Origin of the sequence: Rhodoferax aquaticus (assembly GCF_006974105.1) — a bacterium.
In the GTDB taxonomy this organism is placed as follows: domain Bacteria; phylum Pseudomonadota; class Gammaproteobacteria; order Burkholderiales; family Burkholderiaceae_C; genus Allorhodoferax; species Allorhodoferax aquaticus_A.
On record NZ_CP036282.1, the window covers coordinates 2,803,950 to 2,820,940 of the forward strand.

9 protein-coding genes are annotated in these 16,991 nt (G+C 51.5%); 2 read left to right on the forward strand and 7 right to left on the reverse strand.

Translation table 11 applies throughout. The annotated features are described in order from the left end of the window. Positions 1-46: 46 nt before the first annotated feature. The 5 genes from EXZ61_RS12880 to EXZ61_RS12900 are packed head-to-tail and all read right to left on the reverse strand — an operon-like array spanning position 47 to position 11,043. On the reverse strand, positions 47-880 hold the full coding sequence (locus EXZ61_RS12880) for a hypothetical protein (RefSeq protein ID WP_142812146.1): 834 nt from the start codon (positions 878-880) through the stop codon (positions 47-49). A gap of 41 nt (positions 881-921) precedes the next feature. After that, a complete protein-coding gene (locus tag EXZ61_RS12885) occupies positions 922-3,804 on the reverse strand; it encodes an ATP-binding protein (RefSeq protein WP_142812147.1) in 2,883 nt (960 codons plus the stop codon). A gap of 12 nt (positions 3,805-3,816) precedes the next feature. After that, a complete protein-coding gene (locus EXZ61_RS12890; protein WP_142812148.1) occupies positions 3,817-6,675 on the reverse strand; it encodes a DUF1156 domain-containing protein in 2,859 nt (952 codons plus the stop codon). Beyond that, complete coding sequence (locus EXZ61_RS12895) at positions 6,672-10,193, reverse strand: helicase-related protein (protein WP_142812149.1); 3,522 nt, start codon at positions 10,191-10,193, stop codon at positions 6,672-6,674. The genes EXZ61_RS12890 and EXZ61_RS12895 overlap by 4 nt, the downstream gene beginning before the upstream one ends. A 16-nt stretch (positions 10,194-10,209) precedes the next feature. Next, complete coding sequence (locus EXZ61_RS12900) at positions 10,210-11,043, reverse strand: WYL domain-containing protein (protein WP_142812150.1); 834 nt, start codon at positions 11,041-11,043, stop codon at positions 10,210-10,212. Between the two features lie 228 nt (positions 11,044-11,271). On the opposite strand from EXZ61_RS12900, the gene EXZ61_RS12905 reads away from it, so the two are divergent. After that, positions 11,272-12,075: a hypothetical protein gene (locus EXZ61_RS12905; protein WP_142812151.1), complete on the forward strand. Its 804-nt coding sequence runs from the start codon at positions 11,272-11,274 to the stop codon at positions 12,073-12,075. After that, a complete protein-coding gene (locus EXZ61_RS12910) occupies positions 12,072-12,989 on the forward strand; it encodes a hypothetical protein (RefSeq protein WP_142812152.1) in 918 nt (305 codons plus the stop codon). The genes EXZ61_RS12905 and EXZ61_RS12910 overlap by 4 nt, the downstream gene beginning before the upstream one ends. Positions 12,990-12,993: 4 nt before the next feature. Here EXZ61_RS12910 and EXZ61_RS12915 read toward each other — a convergent pair whose 3' ends face one another. After that, positions 12,994-13,449 (reverse strand): hypothetical protein, encoded by a 456-nt coding sequence (locus tag EXZ61_RS12915; protein ID WP_142812153.1) that lies wholly within the window; start codon positions 13,447-13,449, stop codon positions 12,994-12,996. Positions 13,450-13,468: 19 nt separating this feature from the next. Beyond that, positions 13,469-16,939 (reverse strand): DEAD/DEAH box helicase family protein, encoded by a 3,471-nt coding sequence (locus EXZ61_RS12920; RefSeq protein ID WP_142812154.1) that lies wholly within the window; start codon positions 16,937-16,939, stop codon positions 13,469-13,471. Positions 16,940-16,991: the final 52 nt, after the last annotated feature.

Below are 16,991 nucleotides of genomic sequence, written 5' to 3' on the forward strand. Positions count from 1 at the left end.
AGGAGAGTTTGCATGGTCACCCAAACCATTCACTATCAACGGTGCCTTACTTCCTTGGCACTTTCTTCTTACCGGCTTTGACGTCTTTCAGGCCTAGGCTCTTGAGCGACGGAGCATAGTAATTAAAGTCAGCCGGCGACTTGGGGGAGACCGAAGTGTCGTTGACCCTCCTGAATACACACCGATATGCACACAAGTCTCCATCAAGTTCGCTGACCTCGAACTCAAACACGAACAACTCTGGGTCCTTGAGAGCTTCCTTCACCTTCTCAATGGAGCAAGGATACCTCTTTGAGTGTGAAAAGCTATGTTTGCCAGGACGGTCTACAGTAAAGTCGTGTCCCTTTTGAGCCGTAAGCCAGACATTGGACTCAGTCGTTCCAAGCGCTGGAGGGAAGACCATGGAGGCGGCGCGCATCTCAAGTTGCTTTTGTTCTTCTTCCAACGCCAGTCTCTTACGGTCTGCTTGGTAAGCGACGATCATGGCCTTGCAGCAATCGAAAAGTGACGCCTCGGCAACCTTGGGTTTGTAGTCGGATTGGGCAGCCCACTGCTCAACCTCCTGCCGATACTCCTGCACTGATTCAAGATCAAAATTTGAAAAGAACATGGTTTCGACTTTGTGCTGCTCCTGATCAACCTCGTGAGCATGTCGATGAAACCGCCAAACGTAGCAGTCTTCAGTGCGATTGAACTTCACATCATGTTCGTAACCCGGCCAATGCCGCACCATCGAATACGCAACAGCATCGGACATGTCCAATCTGGAATCCTTCTTACCTTTTCGCAAAGGGGTAAGACTTGTTGCACTCGGCTCAACCAAACGAGGATACCTTCCAAAAGCAAAGGCGAAGGCTAAGGTCACAACATCGATGGTCATACGACTCCCTATCTACGAAATGAAAACTTTAGGCCACCTAATCAATCAAAGTCATGGTTTTTAAACTTCAATTGATTGCAGTTCTCGCGCACTGATCTTTGCACACCGTCATCAAAGCCAGAAGGCAGCTCGGCCTCAACCTCGACCGATACGCGCAGCTTGACGTTAGGGTTTTGTGCAAACAACATGATCACTTCGTCAGCCACTTCAGAGAATTGCAGCTTTGCTTTTCGAGCGTCGAGCTCCACCGAACCAAAGAACACGGTCTTTTTGGCCACCGTGGCTGCTGAGCCCGACTTACCCGATCCAGAGCTTGAGCCAGTGCCTGCCGAACCTGCCCCTGTGGTCGTGGATGAGGCCCCACCAGTGGACTCGGCCTTAGAACCTCCTGCTGTCGATGACGCTGGGTTCTCTTTTCCCTTGGCTTCGGCCTCACGATCAGCCGCTTCTTGTGCCAAGGTTGCAGCAAAGGATGAAGCCGCCTTAGGCTCAATCAGCAAGAGGGCATCATCAAGGATGGGCGTGGTGCTTTGGGCGAAGTGAAAGCCCTGGAAACGACTTCCTTCACGCCCGTAGGCAATCCCATAGAAATCACGGGAGGAAACGCCTGCTGCAATCGTTGCTCGAAGGGTGTCAGCCTCGCGCAGTCGTGGGAGGTAGAGGTAGCAGCACGTCTTTTGCCAAGTCTCCAAGGCCCCCACTGCGGTGGCGTCATCTTTCCAAAACCATGTTTGGAGCATTTTGGCCAAGTGAATAGGTGCCCACTCGGTGATGAGAAGTTCGTGCTCTTTGAGCACTTTCTCAATTTCCTCAGTGCGATTGACTGCTGCAGGGTTGATCAGGAAGTGGTCCCACTGAATCTCACCAATGCCCTTGCCGGGTTTGGCCTCCTGCAAAGGAGCCAGTAGCCACTTGAATGTCTCACGCACCATGCGACCGAGGGCCTCATTGGCTTGATCAAGACTGGCTGAGGCCTGTTTGGTTTGAAGCCCATCCAGATTCAAGCGCCCTTCTTTGACGTCATCCACGATGGACTTCCAAGCGAGTGAAGAAGTCACTTGGTCCTTGAGTCGCGCAATGCTGTCTGTGTCAGGAGCAAGGAAAATCAAACGGTTTTGCTTTTGACGTGGCTGCTCACCACGGCTCTTCAAAATGGCAGTAGCAGCATCAATTGCTGGCGACTGTGCGCCTTTGCTAAAGGTAGCCTCTGGTGGCAGCACCACCAATCTCAATTGCCAGTCATCCGGCACATCCGACGATGGGGTGAAGACATGAACGCCCCCAAATACACCACTGGCAAAACGCAGTTTGTCTTTGATGAAGGGATAGACATCCTCGCGCAGATCAAAGCGGCGCTTGCGGTCCTCCATTTCCCGACGCAGGTTAGGTCGGGTATCAAACCAGTAGCGGTTATTGGCACTGTTGAGGTATTGCAGCTTGTCCACCATGGCTCGAACGCCATCTTTGTAGTGCCCAATCACTTGCCCTGGTTGCACGCATCCCAATAGGAGTCGCTCAAGCTCAATGCCTCGGTGGTGTTTGGCACCACCAACGGCTCCTGCGTCCGGTGCTGAGCCCAAAAATACGGAGCGCGCAATGCGCCTGCAGGCGTGAATGGAACCAAAGAGAGGGCGAGCGTTATCAAGTTCGGTAGTTGCTGCACGCTCACCATCAATGTCCCGATCAAGCACTGGATCCCAACCTTGCTCAAGGTAGTAGATGGCTTCATTCCGGGTGTCAGAGTCAAACAGGGGAAGACTGCCGGGTTGAATCATCAACTCGTTGTTACCTGTGGTCCACAGGCGATGGATGACCTTGGCCATCAACTTCAAAACCCCACGTGTGCGCTGGAAGTTGGGAAGCGTTGACCAGTCTTCGTAGAGCCGATCAAACACCTCTGGGTGAATGGGATAAGAGTGCTTGAGTCGCTCAAGATAATTGCTCTCTTGCGTCTCTGGAGGAAGATCCGAGGAGTTGGCCGCGTAGTAATCGGCGTAGGCACGACATACCTCTTCTGCAGCAAGTCGGTTGCTAACAGTCTCAAAGAGGCGTCTGCGGACAATCTCAAAAGCCTCTTCAGTGGCCACTGGCTTCCACAACGCTTGGACTCGTCCAAAGTAATGCTCCAGTGCACGCAAAGCCTTGATACCTTGCTGACTACCTGCTTCACGATCCGAATAGGGCAATGAAGCCAACAGAATGGCGTTGGGGACACCTTTGAGGGCTTCAGTGAGCGACTGGATGAAGGAAAGCTGGGTGTCATACGTGCCACCCGAGAGTGTCTTGCCTTCCTCGAACTGAGAAACGTAACGCACCAGCTCATCCATCAAGATAATGCAAGGAGCACTGTCTGCAATGATTTCGGCCAACACGGTTTTGCCTGGTGCAGTGCCATCACGATCAGCTTCTGCTACTTTGGCAAAAGCAGACTCTCCTCCTAGCTGCCAAGCCAGCTCACCCCATACGGTTTTAACAGTGGTCTTTCCATACACGCGCGGTTTACTGGCCAGATCAAGCAGCTCCACGCCATCAAGGACCGCAACACGGGCCTTAGGTAGCTCAGTAATTCCGGCTGCGTCAAGAATGGGAGAAATGCCTTGCATCTTGCTGGCAGCCGTTACCCCTTGCGCCAAGTGATACACGGCCAACAACGTATGGGTTTTGCCTCCACCAAAGGCGGTTTGCAATTGGACGACAGGGTCGCCCCCTTTGCCAGCTAACCTTTTGACGACGGAGTCCAGTAGCAATCGCATGCCTTCGGTGATGAAGGTGCGCTGAAAGAACAAGGCCGCATCCTGATATTCAAGCGTAGCTGTCCCTTGGTGCACTTTGGAGATATCAGCGGCAAACTCAGCCTGCTGGAAAGTGCCCTTAAGGACATCTTCGTGAGGAATAGCGATCTCACGCCATGGTTTAAGACTCATTTTTATTACTCCCTAAATATCGAGTTTGGTTTGCGATCCAAAATGTCCCGCTTGATGAGAGGCGGACTCAATGCTTGTCCAGGACCCAATAAGTTCGTTGTAGGCCCGTGCATCTTCCGCCCAGCCTTTGCGCTCACACAAGGTGTAGAGCCGATAGGCTAAATTCCGTATTGGCTCTGCTCTTTGAGGCATCCCTGCAAGTAACCGGCCAGCGTCCGATTCCCCCGAAGCTCGAAGCTCACGAATCAACTGATGCAACGCTTCCCAAACAGGAGTGTTGTTATCACTCTCAGGATGCCAATCTGCTGGATACTCAGCAGGTTTTAACAGTCGAACCTTGCCAGAAGAAGACTCGACAACACCGGCTTCACGCACATGCTCAACACTTGTTCCCTTTGCACGAGTCAAGACATCGGCCTTACCAAACTCACCTGCTGACCAACCTTGTTCATCAAACCAACCGAGACAGAATTGTGTGTCTGCATCAAAGTCATCAACGCCTTCAGTAAGCATCCTATTGATGAGTGTCAGTGCGGAGTGAACGGTCATGGGGCTTCCATCCGCCTCGAGCACCGACGAATACTTTGAGAAAATTGCCATGCCAGGACCAATAACGGCCTGAGCAAGATCGACTGGTGCTACAGGAGATATGCCATCCGTTCCTCCAATCATTGCATCCAAGGCTTCTACCAACTCTTCTTTCAGTTCACGCAAGAACTCTCGCCTTGATATTGAAGAAGCATCAGCCGCGCGCGGACGACAGACCAAAACAATTGATGAAGCCAATGCATTGGCCCCCATACCTATCATCCGATTGCTGAGCTCAGTGCGCATGGGCCACGTCCCTGTAATCGAAAAACCAGCGCGCAAAACGGCTTCAAGAAAAGTTTCCCAACCCGTGTTTCCGGTGCCGACATCAGTAGTGTCAGATTGCTTGAACGCGTAATAGATCGTCGCAGGAAAGGCAGGATGAGTTTGCTTAGCCAATTGACCCATTGCATCCGTCATGCCTGCTAGAAAGAAAGCCTCAGCACTATCTTTACCACCATGTCGGTATGCAGTTGCAACGAGTTCTTCGTCTTTTGGCACCGCCATTGTTGTGAACACTGAGGGATATATGGTCCTTAAGGACCTCCTAAGCCATACGTAGAAAAAGTCAGACAAGTCTGCATATGCAATGTTGTCGTAGTAAGGAGGATCAGTTGAGATCACCTTGTTCATACTGACCGTTTGGCGCTGCGCATCTTGCTGTGTTGCCTCTCCAAAGCCTCTGCCAGGCATCACGTCCAACGCGCGCGTTAAATTCGATAGGCTAATGGCGTAGTCTCCAGCGGCATCGCCAAATACATTGTTCTCAGCAAAATCCCACAACATTGGGATAGATTGACGGCCAAAGAGATTTCGGACTTGGGTTTTTGTGTTCTCCCACCTGCACAACGAATTGCATATATCAGTGAGTCGACTCAGGCCCATTCCTAAGTAGACTGCGACTGCATCCGCATATGCCGTTGCAGCAGATCCACCTGACTCAAGCGACAACCCATCGTCAGACATTCCCGCACTTATCGCATCCTTTTTTATTTGTGCTCTGACATCAATTACCAACTCTGAAAATGTATTCAGTGCTACTAATTGGCGGTCGGTAAAAAGATCACCCCACTCTTTTAAGCCGTAAGGAACGCATGTTCCTCCAGTTAATCTTGCGGGAACGTCCCCGCTTGGTCGCCACTCGGGTCTGGCCCCTTTCGCGAGAGCTTCGGCCTCTTCGGTTGGAGCTAAATAAATACGGCTTCTCCCACCATCAACCACAACTGCCATCATCCGTGCTCCCAGCCTACCCGCTGTGCCTTCAGCTTTGATGTAGTCCCCACTTATCGGAGTGCCAGATAACAAGCAAATAAAGTTTGCCCCCCGTCCGGGGGCCTTAGTCCCATTGACCAAGTGCTCAGGTGTTTTTCCTTTGCGAATATGAAATTGATACGTGTCTTTGGACACCTTGGGTTCAATGTAGAACTCAGCGCCTGGCTTGCTTGACAGGATAAATGTTGAGGCAAGAGGAACATCCACATGTGAATACATTGGATTCGGGCTTTTAACTGTTCTTGCCCATAGCCAAGCGATTACACGGCCTTTGCCGCCCCCAGCATCTTTTGGCAAATCTGCTTCTGGATAAAGGTGACCAATGCGCCTAAACGCCTCATTTCTTATCCATTCGCCGTAGCGCCTCACATCAATCGCGAGCCCCTTTGCCCCACTCCAATCGTTGACCATCTTTAGCTGTCGGTCACCTGCAGGTAACGGTCCAACAGGAGCTCTCCCAGAGAAACGTGTAGGGATGTCAATGGTTGCTTTGTTGATTAATACGGCAACTGGATTTAGATCAGATGCATAGCTATCCAAACCAAGCCGTTGGGCTTCAAGCGGTATTGCGCCACCACCAGCAAATGGATCATGCAGTCCAGGAATTATTTCAGGATTAAAAATTTCAGCAGCCTGCGGGTGCCCTTTATTCAGCTCACATGTTTCCCGCCAGCTCTTTTTGATTTCTTCTAAAGCTTCGGCAAACAGAGCCGTATCAGATGTGTTCTCCCACAAAACAAGGCGTCTAATGATTTCAAAGAGTCGCTGCCTTTCAAGTTTTGCTTTCTCCTTATTTACTCCACGCCCCAAAGCTCTTTCGAAACCTGGATCATTGACCATTTGCGAAAAAATAACTGCTCGTGCTGCAGCAAGTGGGCGCCGGGCCCACCACAAATGAAGTGTCGATGGATGTCCAAAACGAATTGACTTTTCTTTCGTGCACGCCTCATTGATTAGGTCGAGAGGCAGTGCTACTTCGATTAGTTTTTTTGGGGTTTTTACTTTGATCATTGTTTTTCAGCCCTTACGAGCAAGGACGCCAGGTCCAAGTTGATGCTGGTCACTGCCCAATCCGGCTCTTGAGTAAATGGGTTGCGCACATAGTGGGGACCTTCATGCTCGTCTCCATCGACGATCACAATGGCCAGGATAAATTTGTCGGATTGGTTTAGCCCGTAGAGAATTTCATTTCGAGTCACTGTGATCGTTGACTGCCCTTTTGAGCGGCCTTTCACTTCAATGTGACGAGCTTGAGGCAGCTTGCCTTCAGCCACAGGCACGATGGCTGTGAGATCCCATCCACACTTCTCCGCTGAGACATCAATCACCTGATGTCCTCTTGCCTCTTCTGCCTTGCGAACCGCTTCCATGGCTATGCGCTCAACCCGAGCTCTGGCTTGTGCATCAGCACTCCAAGTTGGGCCTTCAGCCTCGCCACCCTTCATGGCTATGAGACCAGCCGGAATGACCAACGCACCGCCAACCACAATGGGCATGCTGGAGACCACGTGACGAGCCTCTTGAAGGGTCTTAGTGCGGGTTTCAAGTCGCACTGTGAGCTCATCAATGGTGCGGCGGACGTTCTCCAAAGTCAGGCGCACATCTTTACCAGCGGAAAGATCTGTCTTAAGCTTTTCATGACGATCTGACCAGTAGTCAATTTCTTTAATTAGACGTTCATAGATTGCTGCAAGGTTCTTGTCGATCTGACGTTCACGGCGCTCTTTGATTTCTTCAAAATGTTCTGGCACCAGTTTGTCAGAGGCATGCGCGAGAGCAGCCTGTTCCAAGTCCTTCTTAATCCAGTCGGCATCGATCTCTGCGGCCACCATGGCGCGTTGATCAGGCTCAATTGGATTTAAGTCAAGGTGAGGAGCCCAGCCTGCATTGCAAATCTGGCCATGCTTGTCGATGGTGACAAATTGCAAACGGCGTGAGACCACAACCCCAGACTCACCCCCTTCACGCACTGAGTGATCCAACAAGAACAAGAGCTTGGGATCTATGCTCTCATCATTGGGATCCACCAGCACGGCCCCTTGCTTGAGCTTGCCTCGGTGCTGCTCAATCATCAGATCCACCACCGACTGCATCAAGGGATGTGCAGGATGGATCAAGCTGGCCACTGCCTCATTGGGCTTGTCTTCCACGCGCACTTTGTTTTTCTCGAAACACACACGCTCGTATTTGGTGACCACGGGGTTCATGTTTCTGCGATCACGTCCTGAGATCTGCCTATCCCGCTCACGGATGGTCGCCGGAACGAACGTGATCTCATATCGGCCAGAGCCACGTTGGCGCAGATCTCCCCCAAGTCGCTCAAAAGCTTGAGCAAAGAAAGAACGGATGAAATAGGGCTGCAGCTTTCTGGCTTCAGCTTTCTCCATCTCTTCCTTCAAGGCAAAGAGTCGCTCTTCACTCATGACCTCTTCAGCCAGAGCATTGCGCTTGATGATCTCGCGTAGCTTTTCGGTCTCTAGTGCACTTGCCACCACTTCACGCAAATGAACCTTGCGTGCTGGATCTTCTCCGTAGCGAATCGCTTCAATGAGTAGGTCCTTGAGCTTCACGCCATCAAAGACCTCACCCAAGATATCGAACACACGACCACCCAGAGCCTTGCGCTCAATCTCAATCTTGTCGAAGAGCTTTTGAAAGACATCGCCTTCACGGGTCTCATTGGCCACCATGTTCCACAAGTGACAAACCTGCGTTTGACCGATACGGTGAATGCGGCCAAAGCGCTGCTCTAAGCGATTGGGGTTCCACGGCAAGTCGTAGTTCACCATTAGGTGAGCGTTTTGCAAGTTCACACCCTCGCCTGCAGCGTCCGTGGCAAGAAGCACCCGTGTGTCCTTGTCATTGCGAAAGAGCTCCTGGACTTTGCGCCGATCTTCACGGTGCACACCACCATGGATCATGACTACCGCTTCGAACTTGCCCAGCAATCCACGAATGCGATCAGCCAGGTAATTGAGCGTGTCTTTGTGCTCGGTGAAGATGATGAGCTTGCGCTGCAAGCCATCTGGGCCACGCATCTCAGGAGTGTTTTGCAACAACTCACGCAACTCTTCCCATTTACGGTCTTGACCAGAGTGAACCAGCGTTTTGGCTTGCTCTTCCAGGTGCCCAAGTGTGAAGACTTCTGTTTCGAGTTCAGCAATGGTTTGGGCTGCAGTCGCCTGATCGACCACTTCCTCTTCAAACTCTTCAAAGTCTTCTGGGGCCATGTCATCAGCGGTCTCCCAGATGTCCTCTGAAGCTTTGGCCTCATAGGTCTCAGAAAGAATGCGTCCGCCACCACGTTGGCGGATCTTCTCTTCTTCAATACGCCGCTTGAGCTTTTCACGCCTACGTTTGAGTGACTGGTAGATCGCTTCAGGGCTTGAGGCTAAGCGACGTTGCAATGCTGTAAGAGCAAAACCAACAGTGCCCTTGCGTTTGCCATCAAGTTGATCCGCCCTGTTCATTTCCTCTTTGACGTAGGTCGTCACGTCGTTGTAGAGCTGAGCCTCAGCTTCAGAGAGCTTGTAGTTGGCGGTATAGGCCACACGCTCAGGAAAAAGTCGTGTGCCATCAAACTTCAACAGGTCTTCCTTGACCATGCGGCGCATCAAGTCGTTCACATCGACCTTGTGGGCACCATCGCGGAACTTGCCATAAAAGCGATCCGAGTCCAACAGTGACATGAAGAGCTGAAAGTCTTCCTCTTTGCCGTTGTGAGGAGTAGCCGTCATCAGCAAGAAATGACGCGTCACTGAACCGAGCAGTTGCCCAAGCTTGAAGCGCTTGGTTTCATTGATCTTGGTGCCAAACCATGTGGCTGAGAGCTTATGAGCTTCATCCACCACGATCAGGTCCCAGCGCGAGTTCATGATCTTCTCTTGCAACTCCTCGCTGCGAGAGAGTTGATCGAGCCTAGCCACCAGAAGATCATGGTCATCAAACGGATTTCCACTTCGGCTTTGATCCACCATCTCACGCGAGAAGAGATTAAAGGAGAGCCCAAACTTCTCAAAGAGCTCGTCTTGCCACTGCTCCACCAGACTTCCAGGAGAGACGATAAGAATGCGGGCCGCGTCTGCGCGCATGAGCAGCTCACGAATGAGAAGACCGGCCATGATGGTCTTACCGGCACCGGGGTCATCAGCAAGCACGTAACGCAGCGGTTGACGCGGGAGCATCGACTCGTAGACAGCAGTGATCTGGTGAGGTAGAGGTTCCACATTGGAGGTGTGAACTGCCATCATGGGATCGAACAGATGGGCTAAATTGATCCGGTAGGCTTCAGCGGCCAACTTGAAGTCAGCTCCATCGGCATCAAAGCTCCAAGGCCTGCCAGCCGAAGCAATCTGCAGCTCTGACTCGTTTGAGCGAAACAGCACCCGCTCACCTAAACGACCATCATCGGCCTTGTAAACGACTGTTACTGCATTTTCACCAAGCGGGTCAGCACTAACCACGCGCACGACCTTGCCCGGTTCAATGCCGGAGATCTGTGCACCTTTTGATATCTGTTCTAGTTTCATTCGTCTTCCCTGAGTCCTATGCTGGAGCCTTCTGACTCTCGATGTATCCAGGAGCAAGAGTGGCACTCTCAACTCCATAAAGCGTTTGAGGATTGCGCAGCCACAAATGGTGAGCAGCAGGATCCAGTCGGTGATCTATGGAGGAGTCGATTGACCAACGCCGAAGGACATACCCCGCCAGTGCTGCACGAGTTTTCAATCTGAGCACTCCATCGGTCATGGCGTAGTCAGCCTCCACCGCCTTTGGCCACTGAACGCTAGGGTGAGCTGCTAGCTCCAAATCAACAATCCTTGCCCACTGCTCATCGGCTCCAAGCCTCTCGTGATCGGCTACCGAGTCACTGAGCTCCACTGCCTTGGTGATGCGCGTTAGCACAAAGTCTGAAAATCGCCCCCGCTCACGATCAAATGCCCGCACGTGCCAACGCAAGCCGTTATCCGCCAAGGCCACGGGCACAATTTCACGACGCTTTGAACCAGAAGAGAGCGAGAGATAGGTGATACGCAGAGCCGTCTTTGCACACAAGGCTCGGGTGACCGCTCCAAGCACCTCTAAATCCGGCTTTACAAGGTGCCCTGGCCCCTCACACGGTGCAGCCTGCTTGATGCCCAAATCCAGCCCATCCCCGAAGCCTTCAAGCAACCAAGTGAGAACACGCTCAGGTTGAAAATCAAAGAGAGGTTTGAAGACATCGGTTGGGCGATAGCAGCGCGATGCCTGGTCGTAATCCAGATTGGAGGGAGCCGCCTCTCTGTAGGCACTCAAATCCCTTGAGGCTGCTGCCGGTTTGATTCCGAATCGCGACTCAATGTCACCACGGCGCAGCTCCCCCGTGAAAAAGGCACGCATTTCTAGGAACGCTAGCCGCTCTCGCTGTGTCTGGGTAAACCCTGCAACAATGGGCTTCAAACGGGGCTCCTAGGGGTGTGTTTAGGCCGCATGGGCACTCCACCCCCACAGCGAACAGAAGAATACCACGCGCCCTCATCATTTTGATGCGCTATGCTATGCCTTCTTTAAACAGATGCCCAAATTTGTTCGACACAAGAGCCCTAACGGCCAAAGGGAGAATTTTTGATGAGCGTGCCCATTCTTGATGCCTCGGCTTGGCGTGAATTTCGAGGAAAACCGGCCAACTCTGGCATCAACCAGACAACCCACATGGCCAAAGTGGCCGACACCCAAGGCAAACTGCGCGACTGCTTTGTGAAGCTTTTGCCTACGGACACGCCAGCTCTACTCTGTGAAGCTATTGGATGGCTACTGGCACGTAAAAGTGATGTGGCGTGCCCCGCCTTTGGAGCTATCTTGCTGGTTCCGGTTGAAGAGCTTCGCAAGTGCACCCCACTGCCACCCGAATTTAATGGAATGACACTATGCCCAGCATGGTGCAGTGAAGTGGTGGCTGGCAAAACCGTCAAACAGATTCACTCCATGGCCTACTTTGTGGCCAAGAAGAATTGTCTGCGCAGCAAAGACGCAAGAAAGATCGCCGCGTTTGATCAGTGGGGGGACCTGCGGGATCGCAACTTTGGCAACGTCATTGCTTCAAGCAAAGGCGGCTATGTCGCCATTGACCACGAAACCTTGCTTCATGACCTTTTGTGGATCCCGGCTGGGCGTAACTACCTCGAGTGGAGTCTTCTTAAAGAGGCCCAGAGCACGCTGGACGCCGCAGGCATCAAGAAGTTTCAAGTGGACATGGCCAACGCTGCCAAGGGACACGCCAAGGCTCTGGTGGACGCGGCTGCCGACTTGGCCGCCATCGTTGCACAATTGCAGCCTGGAAACGCCGCTGCCCTGAGTCAGAGCATTCATCAGACCTTGGATGCCCGCTCACAGCCAGACTGGCTATCCAATAAACTGGGGGTGATCGCATGAACAGCCCAACATCGCTTTTTAGCGGCATAGACACCAACCATCTAAGCCGCATCGCCACAGCGACGCCAAAGCCGTCGTTTGCTGGTGCGTGGACAACGGTGGAACTACAGCCCGATGTCTTTGTCCCTCAACGGTTCACCATTGGCGTGGTTGTTCAGTCTCCAGGTGACCGCTTGCACTTTAAGTTACTGGACGACTTTAAAAAGTTTGAGTGCTTTTATCACGATCAGTTTCCGCAGAAGTCTGTGCGCGAGATCTTGGCCTATGCCTACGAAGCTTTGACCAAGGCATCCAAGGCAAAAACGGCTATCCCTGAAATTCGCTTCGACACTCACTGCCTAAGCCTAGCCGCACCAAGTTACACATCAGGTGATGATCGTGAAGCTACGGTGGAGCGTTTGTATTCCGAAGTGGTTGTCATGGCTCCATCTAGAAAGCGCAAGGTCGGGGAGTTTGAGTTCATCGACACCCCAGCAGCACGGCTGATGGTGAACAAACGGCTTAAAGAAATTGCCAAGATGGACTTTGAGAAGATCGTGCCATCTGAAGGACAAGGCCTGCTTTTGGATTTTGAAGGTCAAAAGCACTTCTTGGATCTCAACATTTTGACTTCTGGGGCCTGTGGCAGTGTGACCTCCGTTGCCTACAAGTCTCCGCAAACAGTAGAAATCAACCTTCTCAAGTCCAGTCGTGACTTGACCACCTACTCGCGCGTAAAGCAGATGGACAACATTGGCTTATTTCTCTTAATGCCTCAAGCCGATCTGATGGAGCCCAAAGAATTCAAGAAGATCGAAGAGACGATTGAAGAGCACGAGTGGAAGCTTGAGCGAGACGGGTTCAGGGTGGTAACTCACGCTTCACCGGATGATCTCGCTCAAGACATTTACGACTGGGCACTTCCGTCACTCTAAAAAACTAAACCACTTTTTTTACTTGTTCAACCAATTTATCAAATTCAGACCAGTCTGTAAGTGTTGACACGCATACTGAACCCTCAACTTCAATAAGTTTCCAAACATCGAGCACTCCTCTTTTCTCAGAAACAATCGTCATCGTATTTGGCTTTGAGAGTTTGTTTTTCTTTGCGTCTTCAGCGAGGAAATCAATTCCCACCCTGAACAACTCCAGTAATAGTCGCAGTTTCCAATCATATTTATTTGGATCAGACATCAACCAGTTTTCATAATCAATAAGCAGGCCAATCTTGCTTTTGCTTGATGGCGGATAAAAGTAATTGTCACTTTTTGTATTCACCTTATTGTTTTCAATGATAGAAGGATGAACACTACTCAGAATTCCAAAAATTTGATCAGGTGTATATGATATTTTTAGAAAATCATATAGAGCCAATGAGTTCATTATGTTTTGCATAGCTTTCTCCCTTTTGTTATTAAATCGTCTTCTTGTTTGATATGTAGTGGTCGTAATCGTCCATGAGCATTTCGGAGCGCTTGGACAATGCCGTGAGGGCTACTCGCGCGAAGTCACTGGTAGTGAACTTCGCACTGGAACGTGCCTTGTTAAACAGCCTGTTGAATTGCTGCAGTCGGTCATCCCACGGAAAGTCAGACTTACCTTCAAGCCAAGCCGTGAGAGCCTTACGGTAAAAGCCGGAATTTCCAACACGATCGTCCTTTGCTCCGCAGGCTTCAATTTCTATGAAGAGGCCATGAACAAAGTCGCGCAGAGCCTGAATGGCTTGAGCCTTTTTGGTCTCCTCAAGCTCAAGCACACGCAATATGTCGATGACTTCAAGGGAGGACTCAATGTCTGTAATGGCCAGCCCATTAGCGTCAATCGAGGCTTGGCGCTTGGAATCATGAGACTCTTGGGGACCGCTCTCACCCAGCACATCAAGCTCATAGGTCTCTGTCTGCTCTACTTGGATGACGTCGAATAGGACATCTATGGATTCATCTTCGGCCTTGCCCTTGGCGGCCAAGTGCTTGACCACTTGCTGGACGAAATCCACCTGACGCTGATCCTTGTGCTTTGTTAAGCCTTGACGATCAAAATCCAGCAAGGCCATGAGCTTTTCACGACTGCCCACCCAAGCAGCTCCTGCCTTTTTGAGAAGCAGGGCTCTAGACTTGTCCGATTGCACAAGTTGATCAAGCCAATCTGAGAGCTTTACTGCACCGTGGTGATCTTTACCACCGGCAAGGGTGGCCTTCCAGGTTTGAAAATGGGAGTTAATGTCTTTGTCACCGAAGAACGCTTTCCACGCCGCGTCCATCTTTTCATTCATGTGCATCGCATCGAGTGCTGAGACGGTTAACCCACCGTATTTGGCAAACACCAATGGCAAGTTCTTAGAGACCACACCCTCACGCGAAAAGTCAACAATCAGGCAATCGTGCTTGTTTTTGTTGGTGCGGTTGATCCGGCAGGCCGCTTGAAAGAGGGCAACATCATCAAGGTTTCTGTTGATGAAGAGTGTGTGGAGTGTCTTTTCATCGAAGCCCGTGAGCAACATGTCCACCACGATGATGATGGCGTTGCGGCACTTGATCTTTCCGGGCTCATTGATTTCTTCAACACCCTTGCGCCGAAACTCATCCAAGATCGCCTTTTGACTCTTGCCACCATTGAGCTGAGAGCATGGGGTCTCCCCTTGCTTGTCACTGTAGAGAATCAAAACGGGACAGGCTGCAATGTGAGCTGAGCGATCCTTGTAGGCTGGATCATTGGCAAGGGTTTGCATGGCCTCTTTAAGGTAAGCCTGCATTGCGACCGCTGCCTTGATTGATGCACAAGCGACCATGGCTTTGCCCTCTCCCACTAACAGTCCACGGCGACGAATAGCCATCATGGTCTTTGAGACAAAGATGCCTGCGATCTTCTCAGCCACGAGTCTTTGCCGTGATGGGTTCTCATACACGGCGTCCGATGTAGGCGCCTTGAGTGCACTGGCCGTAAGGCCCTTGGCGTCCACGGATGATTGGATCTCACCAAGGTCATACACAAGCTCATCAGAGAACTTGAAGATGCTTTGAATGGGGTTGAGCACCACTCCGTCTTTAATGGCCTGTGCCATGGAATAGGAAGCAAAGGGAGCCCAGCGATATCGGTCACCAGGGGCAGCGGGCCTGCGCCACTCACCAAAGCTTGCAAGGGCCTCGTCTTTTGGCGTGGCGGTCAGACCAATGATGAGGTTGCGCTTGTTGTCATCAGGCGTGAGGCTGTTCCAGTCGTTAAAAAGCTCAAGGGTTGCGTCATGCATGACCCCGTTTTGGCTGCGATGAACCTCATCAATGAGGATGGCTACGCGTTTACTGCGAAGCAGTGCTGAGAGCGTTGCGTCTTCTTGGGCGAGCTTGCTGAGCGAGGCAAACTTTTGGATGTTGACCACCACAATGCGATTGGTCCCGGCTTCAACGATGCGGCGCAGATCGGCAAAAGTCTCAGCCTCTTCAATGATTTTGCTGGTGGATCCCAAATTGGCCGCATCTTTGGCAATGTTGGCCCGCAGCTCAGTGCGATCAGTCAGAAGAATGATTTGGTCAAAAAGTGGCTGATAGCCATGCCCCTTGGCGTCATTCATCTCATACAAGGCTTGTGCCAACCAGACAATGAGATAGGTCTTGCCAAGTCCTGCTGCTCCTTGCAAAAGCACTGAGTGACTTTTGGCCCCGTTTTTGTATTTGAGACTCTCTTCCACAATCTCATCGACTTCTTTGGCTGAGAGACCCTGCGACATCAACGCCAGCTCTTGGCGAATGTCCGATTCACTGATCTTGGGCTTACATTCATTGGCATAGAGCTCACGGACACGCTTAACGGTGCGATGGAGCATGATGCGCTGCGCTGGTCGTGGCTTTAGCGGTTCACTTTGCTTATTGCTGGAATTGGGCGACCAGGTTTGATTAAAGTAGAACGCTTCGCGATCAACCCCATCACGCAGGGAATACAAACTCTCCAAGTGCTCAGTGATGGTTTCAAAGGGGGTCATGCCCATGATCTCAGGAGCCCTGCTGATCTTGTCGACCACACGCTCTGAAAGCTTTGAGAACTCCATGGCTTGGTTTTGACCGCTTAAGATGCGATCCACATCGGCCACCACCCACTCAAGGTCGGAAGTCACATATAGCGCGCCCATGTCGACGGCCACCACATGGCAAGCTTTAATGTAAACCGCACAGTCCACGTCAATCTTGTTTCGAATGACTGCTGGCAGCTTATCGCTGGCATAACCAGGCCAAGGTGCGGCACTGGTTTGGTTCCAGAGTGCACGAGCCTCTTTAAGAGCCATTTGAGCGAGCTCGATCAGATCGTGAGCAATCTTCTTTCGGCCATTGACTCCCGCTGACTGCCCTGTTTGGGCGGTTTTGAGCTCAGCAGCGCCTAGGTAGATGCCATTGACAAAGAAGGTGGCGTCAGGCCTGCGATTGAAACGAAGACCGGCATTGGTGAATGTGCGCTCAAACGAGAGCTCGGTAAAAACACGCCCTCGGTTTTTGAGGAAATCCAGCTTCTGTGTTTCGTTTTGGCCTACCTTGGGTGCCTCATTCCAGAGCCGAAACTGAACATCACGAAAGCCAATGGTTTCACGCAAAAGGCGTGCAGCATTTCCAGAAGAAGCGACCTTAGGTAGAAGCGACTCATTAAGGAAGGACTCAAACAGGTCAGCTTCGTCCTTGAACTGGGGCAATAGCTGTTTGAAGGCTTCAGCGTTACGCTCATTGCCTTCACGGATAAAGTGCAAGAGATCTTCGGAGCAAATCCAGCGTGCCCGATCTGCACCGGACATGCGCATCTGATCCCCTTTGATCCAGCTTAAGCCCAAATCCGGATTGCTTGTGAGAAATGGGACGAACATCCCATGCTGAAAATCGTTCTCGATAAAACCTTGCTTTGCCATCCCTGACGCCTTTATTGTTGGGTTGCCCTTCTACCGAGCGTGCTCGGTGGTG